This is a genomic window from Pseudomonas sp. S2_F03 (assembly GCF_054668335.1).
On the sequence record NZ_CP162759.1, the window covers coordinates 4,945,904 to 4,961,246 of the forward strand.

Sequence of the window (15,343 nt, forward strand, 5' to 3'; positions counted from 1 at the left end):
GGTGGCGCTGGGCGCTCTATATGGACCAGATGGTAACAAAATCCTGCGGCTACTGGCGCGCCCTCTGCGTTGCGCCCGTCAGCTTGAATCGCTAGAGTTCGGCAGTCTTTTTGCTCGCTCGACTCAATAATCAATACAAATGGGAGTGTCTTGTGGAAATTGCCTGTCTGGATCTTGAAGGTGTACTGGTCCCGGAAATCTGGATCGCTTTCGCCGAAAAAACCGGGATCGAATCGCTCCGGGCCACCACTCGGGACATTCCCGATTACGACGTGCTGATGAAACAACGCCTGCGCATCCTCGACGAGCACGGTTTGAAACTCACCGACATTCAGGAAGTGATTGCCACGCTGAAGCCGCTCGATGGCGCCATTGAGTTCGTCAACTGGCTGCGTGAGCGCTTTCAGGTGGTGATTCTGTCGGACACGTTCTACGAGTTTTCCCAGCCGCTGATGCGCCAACTGGGCTTTCCGACGCTGCTCTGCCATCGCTTGATTACTGACGATTCCGGTCGGGTGACGAGCTATCAGTTGCGTCAGAAAGATCCCAAGCGTCAGTCGGTCCTGGCCTTCAAGAGCCTTTACTACCGGGTAATTGCGGCGGGCGACTCCTACAACGACACCACGATGCTGGGTGAGGCGGACGCCGGGATTCTGTTCCACGCGCCGGACAATGTGATCCGCGAGTTCCCGCAGTTCCCGGCGGTGCATACGTTTGAGGACTTGAAGCAGGAGTTCATCAAGGCTTCGAACCGGGCATTGAGTTTGTAATCGTTTTCGAGGACGCCATCGCGGGCAAGCCTTGCTCCTACAGATTTTGTGTCGTACGCCGGAAGTCGGAACGACTCAGAACCCGTAGGAGCAAGGCTTGGTCCGGGCGGCGTTCCGACGATGCTTTTAAAGGTTCTGCAGGGTATCGAGCAGCACCTTCACCTTGGTAATCGACTCCTGGTACTCAGCCTGCCACTCGGAGTCGGCGACGATCCCGCCGCCGCCCCAGCAACACACTTGCCCATCCTTGACCAACAAGCTGCGAATCGCGATGGAGCTGTCCATCTCGCCGCGCACATCCAGGTACAACAACGAGCCGCAGTACAAGCCGCGACGGGTTGGCTCCAGCTCATCAATGATCTGCATCGCACGAATCTTCGGCGCACCGGTGATCGAGCCGCCGGGGAAGCTGCCGGCGATCAGGTCCAGCGCATCGCGGTCATCGGCCAGTTCACCGGTCACGCTGCTGACCAGGTGATGCACGTTCGGATAGCTTTCCAGGCTGAACAATTCCGGTACGCGCACCGAGCCAATGCGGCAGGTGCGGCCGAGGTCGTTGCGCAGCAGGTCGACAATCATCAGGTTTTCCGCGCGATCCTTGGGGCTGGCCAGCAATTCGGCGGCGTTCGCTGCGTCTTCGGTGGCGGTCAGGCCGCGAGGGCGGGTGCCTTTGATGGGGCGGGTTTCCACATGGCGTTGGCTGACTTTGACGAAGCGCTCCGGTGACAGGCTCAGCACCGCGCCGCCGTCGGGCAGGCTCTGGAAACCGGAAAAGGGTGTCGGGCACGCCGCCCGCAGCGCGCAGTAAGCGGTCCATGAATCGCCCTCGCAGGGTGCGCGAAAGCGCTGGGCGAAGTTGACCTGATAGCAATCACCGGCCTGAATGTATTGCTGGATACGCTCCAGCGCCTGGCGGTATTCGTCAGCGCTGAGGTCGGCACTCATCGGCGCGTTCAGTTTGAAGGGGGCCACGGCATCAGCCGTCGGCTGGCTGAACAGCGCGATCAGACGCTGGCATTCGCTGTCGATCAACGACGGATGAAACACCAGTTGGCTGGTCTTCAAGTGGTGATCGCTGATCAAGGCCCAGTCGTACAGCCCGAAACGCGCGTCGGGCAATTGCAAATCGTCTTGTGCCTGACTCGGCAGATGTTCCAGGTGCCGACCGAAGTCGTAGCTCAGATAACCGATCAGGCCGCCGGCGAAGGGCAGGTCAAACGGAACATTCGCTTCGCCCAGTTGCGCCAGATTCTCGCGCAGGCGTTGCAGGAAGTCGTTGCCGCTTTCGTCCGGCAGCACGGCCAATTGCGCCAGCGGCCAGGCGCTGAGCAGATCAAAGCGGCCACGCTCGGCACTCGGCCGGCCACTGTCGAGCAGCACGGCGCCGGGTGCATGACGAATCGCCGCGAAATACTCGGCGGGATTGGCGCGATAGGGGAGCGGGTGTACGGAACAGGTCAACATGGGCGGGGCGGGTCAGCCATCGAGGCGGGGTGGCGATTGTAGTCCTCTGCAGGATTTGCTCCTAGAGGGGATGTCGGTGTTGGACAGATTGGAGGCAGGGTTGGGGGTAGTGACTGGCGGTCAGCCTTCGCGAGCAAGCCCGCTCCCACATTTGATCTTCGGTGCTACACAAATCGAGTGTGGGAGCGGGCTTGCTCGCGAAGGCCGCGACTCGGTCTCTGATCAGCCCTCAACCGCCGGAATATGCCCAAACATCTCCTGCACAAACTCCACCCGCTCACGAACCGTCTCGGTGATCCCGCGCGCCTTCAATTCTTCCAGGCGTGCTTCAACCGCGTGTGTGCGCAATGTCAGGCCGCAATCGTTGGCGATCTGGATGTTCAGGCCCGGTCGGGCATTGAGTTCAAGGATCAACGGGCCTTTTTCCTGGTCCAGGACCATGTCGACCCCGATATAACCCAGCCCGCATAGCTCATAACAGCCGGCAGCGAGTCTCATGAAACCGTCCCAGTAGGGCAGTTGCACGCCATCGACGGCGTTGGTGGTGTCCGGGTGCTTGGTAATGATGTTGTTCAGCCAGGTACCGCGCAGTGTCTCCCCGGTCGCGAGGTCGACACCGACGCCGATGGCGCCCTGGTGCAGGTTGGCCTTGCCGCCGGATTGCCGGGTCGGCAGGCGCAACATGGCCATCACCGGGTAGCCCATCAACACGATGATGCGGATGTCCGGCACGCCTTCGTAGCTGATGCTCTTGAAAATCTGGTCCGGGATCACCCGATATTCGATCAGCGCACGGTCGCGGTGACCGCCCAGGGAATACAGGCCGGTCAGGATGCTGGAGATATGGTGCTCGATCTCCTCATGGCTGATGATCTTGCCGGACACCGTGCGGTAGCGGCCTTCGAAACGGTCGACAATCACAATGATGCCGTCACCGCCCGCGCCCTGGGCCGGTTTGATCACGAAGTCGGTACGCCCGCCGATGATCTCGTCGAGGTTGTCGATTTCTTTCTCGGTAGAAATCACGCCATACAGTTCCGGCACATGGATGCCGGCGGCGATGGCACGTTCCTTGGTGATGATCTTGTCATCGACAATCGGGTACAGGCTGCGCTTGTTGTACTTGAGCACGTAGTCGGCGTTACGCCGATTGATCCCCATGATGCCCCGGGCTTCCAGGGCCTTCCAGGTCTTCCAGAAGCCGAACATCAGGCGTCAGCCTTCTTCAGGAAAGCCTTGAAACGCACCAGTTCGGTCAAGCGGTAGCCGCGATAGCGACCCATCGCCAGCATGAAACCCACCAGGATCAACAGGATCGCCGGGAAGGTGAACACGAAGTAAACCAGCTCCGGCACGGTCATGATCAGGTGCGCCAGGGACGCTGCGAACAGGGTGCCGATGGCCACTTTCATGGCGTGCCCAGAGCCGCGTTCTTCCCAGGTAATCGACAGGCGTTCGATGGTCATGGTCAGAATCACCATCGGGAACAGCGCCACCGACAGCCCGCGCTCCAGGCCCAGTTTGTGGCTGAACAGGCTGATGGCCGCAATCAGCACCACCACGAAGGTCAGTACCACCGAGAGTCTGGGCAGCATTTGCAACTTCAGGTGTTCAAGGTAGGAACGTAGCGACAGCCCCAGCGCCGTAATGATCGTAAACAGCATGATGCCGAAACCGAGCTGGGTTTCGCGGAAGGCGAGGGCGATCAGCACCGGGGTAAAGGTGCCGAGCGTCTGAATGCCGATCAGGTTGCGCAGGATCAGAATCACCAGCACGCCAATCGGGATCATCACCATGATCATGAATGTCTGCTGGGTTTGCAGCGGCAGGCCGTACAGCGAGTACTCAAGGAAACTGGCGTCGGTGTTTTCGTCGGTCAGCTTGGCCAGGCGAATGGCGTTCATTTCGCTGTTGTTCAGGCTGAAGGTCACGTTGGCTTTTTTGCCGCCATCGACCGTGATCAGGTTTTCATCGCCCGTCCACCACAGCAGGCGGTCGGTCGGCAGGCCTTGTTCACCGGTTTCCGGGTTGAAGTACAGCCAGTCGGTGCCATTGAAGCTGCGCAACCACAGTTCAGGGATTTGCGGCTGGTCGGCCACCAGGCGAATGGTGTGGACTTTTTCCACCGGCACGTGGGCGATGGACAGCACCAGTTCGACGATTTTGGCTTTGTGGGCGGAGGAAGGATCGCCGGCCAGCAGTAACTTCACATTGTCGTCGCTGACGTTGTTGACCCGCTTGATAGCTTCACCGATGAAGGTTTCGACGTCGGCCGAGTGCTGGCGAATCGGGGCGAGCAGGGCTTCTGCGGCGATTTTTTCCGGGCCTTCGACGGCGATGCTGTCGCGGAAGGTCGGGCCTTTGATCTTGGATTTTTCGCCGGTGTAGCGTTTGGTCAGCACCAGGCGGTAATAAAGGGTTTGATTGCCTTTGGCCCGACGCGCCGACCAGGTGACCTTGCGGTTACCGTCGATACGGTTCACGGCGACGCCGTAGTTGTTGGAAATGAAGCTCTCGTTGAGGCTGACGAAATCGCGGCTCAGTGGCGGTACGAACATCTGGATCTTGACCGGATCCTTGGCACTGGCGACGAACTCGACCTTGGCGTCGATGTTCCACAAGTCGTCGGTGGCGTCTTCGGTCACGGGAATCCCGAGCACGAAGATCTGATAGGCCGTAACTGAAATGCCCAGCACCACCAGGATGGTGATCAGCAGTTTCAGATGGAGGGTAAGAGAGCGCATTGGAATTACTCTGCGGTATGAGCGTCGGTGGCGCAGGCGGGTTTGCCAGCAGCGTATTTAAGACTGGGGTCAACCAGCGCGTCGAAGCGCTTGAGCGCTTCGGAGCCGATCAACAGCGGGTATTGGAAGGCGCTGCGGTCGGTCAGGTTCACTTCGATGCTGCGTAAAGCCGAACCCATGCAGATGTCCAGCTCGATCACCGGGCGGGCCGTGTACTTCTTGCCTTCTTCCGGGTCGTAGTCACCGGCCCGGCGCTTGATCTTGCTGACCCGGGCCAGTGGCCGTTCGATCGGGTGCGAATGAGCGGTGTCGATGGCTAGATAGAAGCGCACCCAGGATTCGCCATTGCGTTTGAAGCGTTTGATGTCGCGCGCACTCAATGAAGCGGTTTTCGCCCCGGTGTCGAGTTTGGCCGCGACTTCAAGGTTGATGCCATCCAGGGAGGCGTACTCGTTGAGGCCGTACACCGTTTTCCCCGCCGCCGCGGCAAAACCGGGCAGACACAGTAGATAAAGGAATGTCGGGAGAAGCTTGAGTCTCATAAATCCTGGCGCGCAGCGGTCCGTACTTGATTCAAGGCCCTGGCATCGCTGCGCAAGCTCCCTCGTATGCCTATCAGCCATTTGTGACAAACAATGCAGATGTCACAAACAATTGCGGGCGGCATTCTAGCACGGTGGCTTGATGGCGCCAGCGCTGGCAGGCGGCTATAAATGGTAGTGCTGCTTTGTTATGGTGCGGCAGGTTATTAGACGATTGTCGACAATATCCAATTAACCTTTGACTGCGCGGCCGGTTTTCGCTAGTTTTTGCCGCATCAGCTTTCAAGGTGTCGACAATATGCTGGATCAACTGGATCCCCCGCTCACAACGCAAGACGATTCGGAGACGCTTTCCGAAAACGTCTTCCGGCGTATTCAAGCGGCCATCGTCAAGGGTGAAATCGCCCCGGGCAGCAAGATCTCCGAGCCAGAGCTGGCGCGTACCTACGGCATCAGCCGCGGGCCACTGCGTGAGGCGATCCATCGCCTGGAAGGCCAGCGCCTGCTGGTGCGTGTGCCGCACGTCGGGGCACGGGTGGTTTCGCTCAATCATGCCGAGCTGCTGGAGCTCTACGAGATCCGCGAATCCCTTGAAGGCATGGCCTGCCGTCTCGCTGCCGAGCGCATGACCCTTGAAGAAATCGACGAACTGCGTCGGGTCCTCGAAACCCATGAGCGCGATGAGGCGTTTCAGGCCGGACGTGGCTACTACCAGCAGGAAGGCGATTTCGACTTCCATTACCGGATTATCCAGGGCAGCGGCAATCGCACGCTGACCCAAATGCTCTGTGGCGAGCTTTATCAATTGGTGCGCATGTACCGCATCCAGTTCTCCACCGTACCCAATCGCCCACATCAGGCGTTTGCCGAGCACCACCGAATTCTCGATGCCATCGCCGACCGTGACGGTGAGCTGGCCGAGTTGTTGATGCGCCGTCACATCGGCGCCTCCAAACGCAATATCGCCCGTCATTACCAGGACGGCGCTAACCCGACAGCCAAACGAGGTGAGTCATGAGTTTGAACAAGAGCACTCCAGGCCAGCGTTTCCGCGATGCGGTCGCCAGCGAGCATCCATTGCAAGTGGTCGGCGCGATCAACGCCAACCACGCGTTGCTGGCCAAGCGCGCCGGTTTCAAGGCGATCTACCTGTCGGGTGGCGGGGTGGCTGCCGGCTCCCTCGGCGTACCGGACCTGGGCATCACTGGCCTGGATGACGTGCTGACCGACGTGCGTCGCATCACCGACGTTTGCGACCTGCCGCTGCTGGTGGATGTGGACACCGGTTTCGGTTCTTCGGCGTTCAACGTTGCCCGCACCGTGAAGTCGATGATCAAGTTCGGCGCCGCAGCCGTTCACATCGAAGACCAGGTCGGCGCCAAGCGCTGCGGTCACCGCCCAAATAAAGAAATCGTGTCGTTGCAGGAAATGGTCGACCGCATCAAGGCTGCCGTTGATGCGCGTACCGATGACAGCTTCGTGATCATGGCCCGTACCGACGCCCTGGCCGTCGAAGGCCTGGAGTCTGCCCTGGATCGCGCGGCTGCGTGCATCGAGGCCGGCGCCGACATGATCTTCCCGGAAGCCATCACCGAACTGGACATGTACAAGCTGTTCGCCAGCCGTGTGAAAGCCCCGATCCTGGCCAACATCACCGAATTCGGTGCAACACCGCTGTACACCACCGAGCAACTCGCCGGTGCCGATGTATCGCTGGTGCTGTACCCGCTGTCCGCCTTCCGTGCGATGAACAAAGCCGCGGAAAACGTCTACACCGCTATCCGCCGCGACGGCACGCAACAGAACGTCATCGACACCATGCAGACCCGCATGGAGCTTTACGATCGCATCGACTACCACACCTTCGAGCAAAAGCTCGATGCGTTGTTCGCCGCGAAGAAGTAATGAAGGACGCAATCATGTAGCAGCTGCCGAGCCCGAAGGACTCGCCAAATCAGGCGATGATTTACGACTGCTTCGCAGCCGGACGCTGCCTCGCGGTGCTCGACAGCTGCTACGGATGTGCGATGTAAATCTGAAAGAAATTGCAGATTCCCTGACAAATTCAAAAAATACTGGAGACAGCAATGGCCGAAGCAAAAGTACTCAGTGGCGCCGGGCTCCGTGGCCAGGTTGCCGGGCAAACCGCACTGTCCACCGTGGGCCAGTCGGGCGCCGGTTTGACCTATCGTGGCTATGACGTTCGTGAGTTGGCGGCGGACGCGCAATTCGAAGAAGTCGCTTACCTGCTGCTCTACGGCGAACTGCCAAGCAAAGTGCAACTGGCCGCCTACGTCGCCAAACTGAGCAAGCTGCGTGACCTGCCGCAAGCCTTGAAAGAAGTACTGGAACGCATCCCCGCCGACGCCCACCCGATGGACGTGATGCGTACCGGCTGCTCGTTCCTGGGCAACCTGGAGCCGGAGAACAACTTCTCCGAGCAACACGACAAAACCGACCGTCTGCTGGCCGCGTTCCCGGCAATCATGACGTACTGGTATCGCTTCAGCCACGAAGGCAAACGCATCGACTGCGTGAGCGACGAGCAATCCATCGGCGGCCACTTCCTGCACCTGCTGCACGGCAAGAAACCGAGCGAGTTGCACGTCAAGGTGATGAACGTTTCGCTGATTCTCTACGCAGAGCACGAGTTCAACGCCTCGACGTTCACTGCGCGTGTTTGCGCGTCCACCTTGTCGGACCTGTTTTCCTGCATCACGGCTGCAATCGGTTCGCTGCGCGGTCCACTGCACGGCGGCGCCAACGAAGCGGCGATGGAAATGATCGAGCGCTTCAGCTCGCCGGAAGCGGCGATCGAAGGCACCCTCGGCATGCTCGAGCGCAAGGACAAGATCATGGGCTTCGGTCACGCGATCTATAAGGACAACGATCCGCGCAACGAAGTGATCAAGGGCTGGTCGAAAAAACTCGCGGACGAAGTGGGCGACAAGGTGTTGTTCCCGGTTTCCGAAGCCATCGACAAGACCATGTGGGAGCAAAAGAAACTGTTCCCGAACGCCGACTTCTACCATGCCTCGGCGTACCACTTCATGGGCATTCCGACCAAGTTGTTCACCCCGATTTTCGTCTGCTCGCGCCTGACTGGCTGGGCTGCACACGTGTACGAACAGCGCGCCAACAACCGCATCATCCGCCCAAGCGCCGAGTACACCGGCGTTGAGCAGCGCAAGTTCGTGCCAATCGAACAACGCTGAATGGTGGCGGCCGGCTAACCGCAAACCTGTAGGAGCCGAGCTTGCTCGCGATGACGGTGTATCAGTCGACATCAATGTTGAATGTCAGTCCGTCATCGCGAGCAAGCTCGGCTCCTACAGGGGATCGGTTTCAATGCAATGCCAGGCCCCACCCTTTGTAACTACCGTGACCCGAGTCCTGACGATGAACACACAATTCCGTAAAACGCTTCCCGGCAGCCATCTGGATTATTTCGACGTCCGCGCGGCGGTCGAGGCCATCCAGCCCGGCGCCTACGACACCCTGCCGTACACCTCCCGCGTGCTGGCGGAAAACCTGGTGCGTCGCTGCGACCCGGCCACGCTCACCGATTCCCTGAAGCAATTCATCGAACGCAAGCGCGACCTCGATTTCCCGTGGTTCCCGGCCCGTGTGGTGTGCCACGACATTCTCGGCCAGACCGCACTGGTCGACCTCGCCGGCCTGCGTGACGCCATCGCCCTGCAAGGCGGCGATCCTGCGCAAGTGAACCCGGTGGTGCCGACTCAATTGATCGTCGACCACTCCCTGGCCGTCGAGCGCGGTGGTTTCGATCCAGAGGCGTTCGAGAAGAACCGCGCCATCGAAGACCGTCGCAACGAAGACCGTTTCCACTTCATCAACTGGACCAAAAAGGCGTTCAAGAACGTCGACGTGATCCCGCCAGGCAACGGCATCATGCACCAGATCAACCTGGAGAAAATGTCTCCGGTGATCCAGGTACGTGACGGCGTGGCGTTCCCCGACACGTGCGTCGGCACCGACAGCCACACCCCGCACGTCGATGCGCTGGGTGTGATCGCCATCGGTGTGGGTGGCCTGGAAGCCGAGAGCGTCATGCTCGGTCGTGCTTCCTGGATGCGTCTGCCGGAAAGCGTCGGCGTTGAACTGACCGGCAAGCTGCAACCGGGCATCACCGCCACCGACATGGTGCTGGCGTTGACCGAGTTCCTGCGCAAGCAAAAAGTCGTTGGCGCATGGCTGGAATTCTTCGGTGAAGGCGCCGCCGCGCTGACCCTCGGCGACCGCGCAACCATTTCCAACATGGCCCCGGAATACGGCGCCACGGCTGCGATGTTCTACATCGACCAGCAAACCATCGACTACCTCAAACTCACCGGCCGTGAAGACGATCAGGTGCAGTTGGTCGAGCATTACGCCAAGACCACTGGCTTGTGGGCCGACAGCCTGAAAGGCGCGCAATACGAGCGCGGCTTGACCTTCGATCTGTCCACGGTCGTGCGCAACATGGCTGGCCCGAGCAACCCGCACGCCCGTGTGGCGGTTTCGGATCTGGCCGCCAAAGGCATCTCCGGCCAATGGGACGATGTACCGGGTCAAATGCCCGATGGCGCCGTCATCATCGCCGCCATCACCAGCTGCACCAACACCAGTAACCCGCGCAACGTGATCGCTGCCGGCCTGCTGGCGCGCAACGCCAACAAGCTCGGTCTGACCCGCAAGCCATGGGTCAAGTCGTCCCTGGCCCCGGGTTCGAAAACCGTCGCCCTGTATCTGGATGAAGCCGGCCTGACCGATGAGTTGGACAAGCTCGGCTTCGGTGTCGTCGCCTTCGCTTGCACCACCTGCAACGGCATGTCTGGCGCACTCGATCCGGTGATCCAGCAAGAAATCATCGACCGCGATCTGTACGCCACGGCGGTGCTCTCCGGTAACCGTAACTTCGACGGCCGGATTCACCCGTACGCCAAGCAAGCGTTCCTTGCTTCGCCGCCATTGGTGGTCGCTTACGCCATTGCCGGGACCATCCGTTTCGACATCGAAAAAGATGTGCTGGCAGTGGTCGATGGCAAGGAAATCCGCCTGAAAGACATCTGGCCGAGCGACGAAGAAATCGACGCCGTGGTCAAGGCATCGGTGAAGCCGGAGCAGTTCCGCCAGGTCTACATTCCGATGTTCGCCATCCACGAAGACACCGGCCCGAAAGTCGCGCCGCTGTACGACTGGCGCGAAATGAGCACCTACATCCGCCGTCCGCCGTACTGGGAAGGCGCGCTGGCCGGCGCTCGTCCGCTCAAGGGCATGCGCCCGCTGGCAGTGCTGCCGGACAACATCACCACCGATCACCTGTCGCCGTCCAACGCGATCATGCTCGACAGCGCCGCCGGCGAATACCTGGCGAAAATGGGCCTGCCGGAAGAGGACTTCAACTCCTACGCGACTCACCGTGGTGACCACCTGACCGCGCAACGCGCAACCTTCGCCAACCCGAAACTGTTCAACGAAATGGTTCTGGAAAACGGCAAGGTCAAGCAGGGTTCGCTGGCACGTGTCGAGCCGGAAGGCCAGGTCATGCGCATGTGGGAAGCCATCGAAACCTACATGGAACGCAAGCAGCCGCTGATCATCATTGCCGGCGCCGACTACGGTCAGGGTTCGTCCCGTGACTGGGCCGCGAAGGGCGTGCGTCTGGCAGGTGTGGAAGCGATTGCCGCCGAAGGTTTCGAGCGCATTCACCGCACCAACCTGGTGGGCATGGGCGTGTTGCCGCTGGAGTTCAAGGCCGGCACCAACCGTCACACCCTGGCCATCGACGGCAGTGAAACCTACGACGTGATCGGCGAGCGCACACCGCGTGCCGAGCTGACGTTGGTGATCCATCGCAAGAACGGCGAGCGCGTCGATGTGCCGGTGACCTGCCGCCTCGACACCGCCGAAGAAGTGTCGATCTACGAAGCGGGCGGCGTGTTGCAACGCTTTGCCCAGGACTTCCTCGAAGAGTCGGCAGTCGCCGTTTAACACACGCTGTACAGACACGGGACTTCAAGTCCCGTGTCTGTTTTCAAGGTAAGGAGTAACGAGCACATGGCTCACGCAGCTCAGATCAAAATCCCTGCCACCTACATGCGTGGCGGCACCAGCAAAGGCGTGTTTTTCAGCCTGCAAGATCTGCCCGAAGCGGCACAGGTTCCAGGCCCGGCCCGCGATGCTTTACTGCTGCGCGTGATCGGCAGCCCCGACCCGTACGACAAGCAAATCGACGGCATGGGCGGCGCGACGTCCAGCACCAGCAAAACCGTGATTCTGTCGAAAAGCCTCAAGGCCGATCACGACGTTGATTACCTGTTCGGTCAGGTGTCCATCGACAAGCCTTTCGTCGACTGGAGCGGCAACTGCGGCAACCTGACGGCAGCGGTCGGTTCGTTCGCCATCAGTAACGGCCTGGTCGAAGCCAGCCGCATTCCGCACAACGGCGTGGCCGTGGTTCGCGTGTGGCAGGCCAACATTGGCAAGACCATCATTGCCCATGTGCCGATCACCAACGGTGAAGTGCAGGAAACCGGTGATTTCGAACTCGATGGCGTGACCTTTCCAGCCGCCGAAGTGCAGGTCGAATTCATGGACCCGGCAGCAGAAGAAGAGGGCGGCGGCGGTTCGATGTTCCCTACCGGCAACCTGGTGGATGACCTCGAAGTACCCGGCGTCGGCACCTTCAAGGCGACCATGATCAATGCCGGCATCCCGACGATTTTCGTCAATGCCCAGGACATCGGTTACACCGGCACCGAGTTGCAAGGCGCGATCAACAGCGATCCGAAAGCGCTGCTGATGTTCGAAACCATCCGCGCTTATGGCGCATTGCGCATGGGCCTGATTTCGAACATCGACGAAGCGGCCAAGCGTCAACACACCCCGAAAGTGGCTTTCGTGGCCAAACCGGCGGACTACGTTTCGTCCAGCGGCAAGGCGATTGCGGCGGGCGATGTCGACCTGTTGGTGCGTGCGCTGTCGATGGGCAAATTGCACCACGCGATGATGGGCACCGCAGCGGTGGCCATCGGCACGGCGGCCGCTATTTCCGGCACGTTGGTGAACCTCGCCGCCGGCGGTGTCGAACGCAACGCGGTGCGCTTCGGGCATCCGTCGGGCACGCTGCGTGTCGGTGCCGAAGCCAGTCTGGTCAACGGTGAATGGGTCGTGAAAAAAGCCATCATGAGCCGCAGTGCGCGGGTGTTGATGGAAGGTTATGTTCGCGTGCCGGGTGATTCGTTCTGAGATAAACGCTAAACCCTGTGGGAGCGGGCTTGCCCGCGATGAGGCCCGCACATCCGAAATTGATGTCGGCTGATACACCGCTATCGCGGGCAAGCCCGCTCCCACAGGTTATTGCATTTCAATAACAAGAATGGTTACACCAACCGAGACTGATCCCTGAACCGAGGTCCCATCAACGAACCACTTCAAGAGTGAATCGAACATGAGTGCCAACGTCGACCAGAACATCCGCCCCGAGTACGACCGTGTCCTACAGGACATTGCCGACTATGTCCTTACCTTCAAAATCGAATCCCAAGAAGCCCTCGACACCGCCCGCAACTGCCTGATGGACACACTCGGCTGCGGTCTTCTGGCCCTGCGGTTTCCCGAATGCACCAAACACCTGGGGCCTCTCGTCGAAGGCACCGTCGTGCCGTTCGGTGCTCGTGTGCCGGGCACCCCTTATCGACTTGATCCGGTCAAAGCGGCGTGGGATATCGGCTGCACCGTGCGCTGGCTCGATTACAACGACACCTGGCTCGCCGCCGAATGGGGGCATCCGTCAGACAACCTTGGCGCGATTCTCGCGGTGGCCGATCACCTCTCGCAAAAACGTCTGGTCAATGGCGAGGCGCCGCTGACTGTTCGCGCGGTGCTGGAAGCGATGATCATGGCCCACGAAATTCAAGGCGTGATCGCCCTGGAAAACTCCTTCAATCGCGTAGGCCTCGATCACGTCGTGCTGGTGAAAGTGGCCTCGACTGCCGTCACCGCCAAACTCATGGGCGCCAATCGCGAGCAATTGTTGTCGGCGTTGTCCCATGCATTCGCCGACGGCCAGGCGCTGCGCACCTATCGGCATGCGCCAAATGCCGGCTCGCGTAAGTCCTGGGCGGCCGGGGATGCGACCAGTCGTGGCGTGCGGCTGGCAGACATCGCGATGCGTGGCGAGATGGGAATTCCCGGTGTGCTGACGGCCAAGCAATGGGGCTTTTACGACGTATTGTTCAGCCACACCAACAACGATCTGGCGCTCAAGCCTGAAGACAAACGAGCCTTCAGTTTCTCGCGGCCGTACGGCAGTTATGTGATGGAAAACGTGCTGTTCAAAATCAGCTTCCCGGCGGAGTTTCATGCACAAACCGCCTGTGAAGCCGCCGTGACGTTGCACCCGCTGGTTCGCAATCGTCTGCACGAGATTGACCGCATCGTCATCACCACCCACGAGTCGGCGATCCGCATCATTTCCAAAGTCGGCCCGCTGGCCAACGCCGCTGACCGCGATCACTGCCTCCAGTACATGACCGCCGTGCCGTTGGCGTTCGGCACTCTGGTGGCCGAGCACTACGAAGACGACTTCCACGCGGCGCATCCGATCATCGATGTGCTGCGCGAGAAAATGGTCATCGTCGAAGACCCGCGCTTCACCCGTGAATACCTGGAAGCCGACAAACGCTCCATTGCCAATGCGGTGCAAGTGTTCTTCAAGGACGGCTCCAGCACCGAGAACGTGGTGGTGGAGTTTCCAATCGGTCATCGCCGTCGTCGCGCCGACGGTATCCCGCTGCTGGAAGACAAGTTCAAAGCGAATCTGGCCACGCGTTTTACCGCTCAGCGCAGTGCGCAGATTGTTACGCTGTGCAAGGATCAGACTGCCCTCGAAGCCATGCCGGTCAACCGCTTCATGGATTTGTTGGTCATCTGAGCCACTTTTCCACAGGCAGTTTGGTGATCGCAAACCCCGTCAGCAAAATCGCCGAGTAGATCATCAGTTCCCGGGACAAGGTTTGCCCCTCGTACCAGGCGCCGATGATCACGGCGAACACCGGAAAGATGATAAACACGAACGACAAAATGATCGGGCTCAGCCGTTTGAGCAGCAGGAAATAAACGATAAAACCACCCACCGAGGCCACCAGCCCGAGATAGAGCAGGGCACTCCATGAACGCAGGCTGATCGCCGTAAACACCGGCGCTTCGACCGTCAGTCCGGCGACGAACAACATCAATCCGGCAATGCCGATGGGCAAGGTGTTGTAGGTGATCACGCTGATCGCCGTGCCGTGTTTTTTGGTCACCACATAACACAACGCATGCATCACTGCGGCGCAGAGAATGGCCAACACTCCGAACAATTCGGCATGGTCCAGATGCAGGCCCTGGCTGCGAATAATCATGAACAAACTGCCGAAGCCAATGGCGATGCCGAGTACCTGTGAAGGGTAGATTTTTTCCCGCAGGAACAACGCCGAAAACACCAGGATGAACACAGGCATGCAACTGAACAGCAGGGCGGTCAGCCCGGACGAAACGTGCATCTCGCCGTAGTTGAGCAAGTAGTACGGCAGGCTGAAGTACGACAGCGTGACGAACACAAAAAACCAGCGGCTTTTTTTCGGAAATCGCAGCGGTTCACGACGCAACAGCGCGAAGGTCAGGAACAGTGGAAAGGCCATCAGGAAGCGCAACCCGGCCGCGGTCAATGGCGGTACCGTTTCAACGGCAATCTTGATCCCCAGCCAGGTCGTGCCCCAACTCAGGCACACGATCAGGAACAACACACTGGTAACGAGCGCGGCCAGCCAGGGTT

12 protein-coding genes are annotated in these 15,343 nt (G+C 59.9%); 7 read left to right on the forward strand and 5 right to left on the reverse strand.

The window, feature by feature from the left end; all coding sequences use genetic code 11:
* Window positions 1–152: 152 nt before the first annotated feature.
* Window positions 153–770 carry a bifunctional phosphoserine phosphatase/homoserine phosphotransferase ThrH gene (gene thrH, locus AB4N76_RS23170; protein WP_033055708.1) on the forward strand — a complete coding sequence of 206 codons (618 nt, stop codon included), beginning with the start codon at window positions 153–155 and terminating at the stop codon, window positions 768–770.
* A gap of 126 nt (window positions 771–896) precedes the next feature.
* On the opposite strand, the gene pabB is transcribed toward thrH, so the two are convergent.
* The 4 genes from pabB to rloA form a co-directional block, all read right to left on the reverse strand.
* Window positions 897–2,234 carry an aminodeoxychorismate synthase component I gene (pabB, locus tag AB4N76_RS23175; RefSeq protein WP_046027068.1) on the reverse strand — a complete coding sequence of 446 codons (1,338 nt, stop codon included), beginning with the start codon at window positions 2,232–2,234 and terminating at the stop codon, window positions 897–899.
* Window positions 2,235–2,456: 222 nt separating this feature from the next.
* Window positions 2,457–3,443, reverse strand: a complete 987-nt coding sequence (locus tag AB4N76_RS23180) for an alpha-L-glutamate ligase-like protein (protein ID WP_046027067.1) — start codon at window positions 3,441–3,443, stop codon at window positions 2,457–2,459.
* Window positions 3,443–4,978 carry an osmotic stress tolerance membrane protein RloB gene (gene rloB / locus AB4N76_RS23185; protein ID WP_046027066.1) on the reverse strand — a complete coding sequence of 512 codons (1,536 nt, stop codon included), beginning with the start codon at window positions 4,976–4,978 and terminating at the stop codon, window positions 3,443–3,445. Before rloB ends, AB4N76_RS23180 begins: the two co-directional genes overlap by 1 nt.
* A 5-nt stretch (window positions 4,979–4,983) precedes the next feature.
* Window positions 4,984–5,520: a retropepsin-like aspartic peptidase RloA gene (gene rloA / locus AB4N76_RS23190; RefSeq protein WP_046027065.1), complete on the reverse strand. Its 537-nt coding sequence runs from the start codon at window positions 5,518–5,520 to the stop codon at window positions 4,984–4,986.
* 301 nt (window positions 5,521–5,821) lie between these two features.
* On the opposite strand from rloA, the gene AB4N76_RS23195 reads away from it, so the two are divergent.
* The 6 genes from AB4N76_RS23195 to prpD all read left to right on the forward strand — a co-directional run bounded on the left by AB4N76_RS23195 (window position 5,822) and on the right by prpD (window position 14,458).
* The gene (locus AB4N76_RS23195) at window positions 5,822–6,538 is read left to right on the forward strand and encodes a GntR family transcriptional regulator (protein WP_404942948.1); all 717 of its coding nucleotides are present in this window, start codon (window positions 5,822–5,824) and stop codon (window positions 6,536–6,538) included.
* Window positions 6,535–7,425, forward strand: a complete 891-nt coding sequence (prpB, locus tag AB4N76_RS23200) for a methylisocitrate lyase (protein ID WP_027922545.1) — start codon at window positions 6,535–6,537, stop codon at window positions 7,423–7,425. The genes AB4N76_RS23195 and prpB overlap by 4 nt, the downstream gene beginning before the upstream one ends.
* A gap of 182 nt (window positions 7,426–7,607) precedes the next feature.
* A complete protein-coding gene (gene prpC, locus AB4N76_RS23205; RefSeq protein WP_077430594.1) occupies window positions 7,608–8,735 on the forward strand; it encodes a bifunctional 2-methylcitrate synthase/citrate synthase in 1,128 nt (375 codons plus the stop codon).
* 184 nt (window positions 8,736–8,919) lie between these two features.
* Complete coding sequence (acnD, locus tag AB4N76_RS23210) at window positions 8,920–11,514, forward strand: Fe/S-dependent 2-methylisocitrate dehydratase AcnD (RefSeq protein WP_046027062.1); 2,595 nt, start codon at window positions 8,920–8,922, stop codon at window positions 11,512–11,514.
* 66 nt (window positions 11,515–11,580) lie between these two features.
* Window positions 11,581–12,771, forward strand: coding sequence for a 2-methylaconitate cis-trans isomerase PrpF (gene prpF / locus AB4N76_RS23215; protein WP_046027061.1), 1,191 nt, complete (start codon window positions 11,581–11,583; stop codon window positions 12,769–12,771).
* Between the two features lie 202 nt (window positions 12,772–12,973).
* The gene (gene prpD / locus AB4N76_RS23220; RefSeq protein ID WP_460163569.1) at window positions 12,974–14,458 is read left to right on the forward strand and encodes a 2-methylcitrate dehydratase; all 1,485 of its coding nucleotides are present in this window, start codon (window positions 12,974–12,976) and stop codon (window positions 14,456–14,458) included.
* Here prpD and AB4N76_RS23225 read toward each other — a convergent pair.
* Window positions 14,451–15,335, reverse strand: coding sequence for a DMT family transporter (locus AB4N76_RS23225; RefSeq protein ID WP_175649010.1), 885 nt, complete (start codon window positions 15,333–15,335; stop codon window positions 14,451–14,453). The two genes, prpD and AB4N76_RS23225, sit on opposite strands and share 8 nt — an antisense overlap.
* Between the last annotated feature and the right edge of the window lie 8 nt (window positions 15,336–15,343).

Coding starts and splice junctions, on each gene's coding strand:
- pabB (WP_046027068.1), bottom strand. CDS start 2,234: ATGTTGACCTGTTCCGTACACCCGCTCCCCTATCGCGCCAATCCCGCC.
- AB4N76_RS23180 (WP_046027067.1), bottom strand. CDS start 3,443: ATGTTCGGCTTCTGGAAGACCTGGAAGGCCCTGGAAGCCCGGGGCATC.
- rloB (WP_046027066.1), bottom strand. CDS start 4,978: ATGCGCTCTCTTACCCTCCATCTGAAACTGCTGATCACCATCCTGGTG.
- rloA (WP_046027065.1), bottom strand. CDS start 5,520: ATGAGACTCAAGCTTCTCCCGACATTCCTTTATCTACTGTGTCTGCCC.
- prpB (WP_027922545.1), top strand. CDS start 6,535: ATGAGTTTGAACAAGAGCACTCCAGGCCAGCGTTTCCGCGATGCGGTC.
- prpC (WP_077430594.1), top strand. CDS start 7,608: ATGGCCGAAGCAAAAGTACTCAGTGGCGCCGGGCTCCGTGGCCAGGTT.
- acnD (WP_046027062.1), top strand. CDS start 8,920: ATGAACACACAATTCCGTAAAACGCTTCCCGGCAGCCATCTGGATTAT.
- prpF (WP_046027061.1), top strand. CDS start 11,581: ATGGCTCACGCAGCTCAGATCAAAATCCCTGCCACCTACATGCGTGGC.
- prpD (WP_460163569.1), top strand. CDS start 12,974: ATGAGTGCCAACGTCGACCAGAACATCCGCCCCGAGTACGACCGTGTC.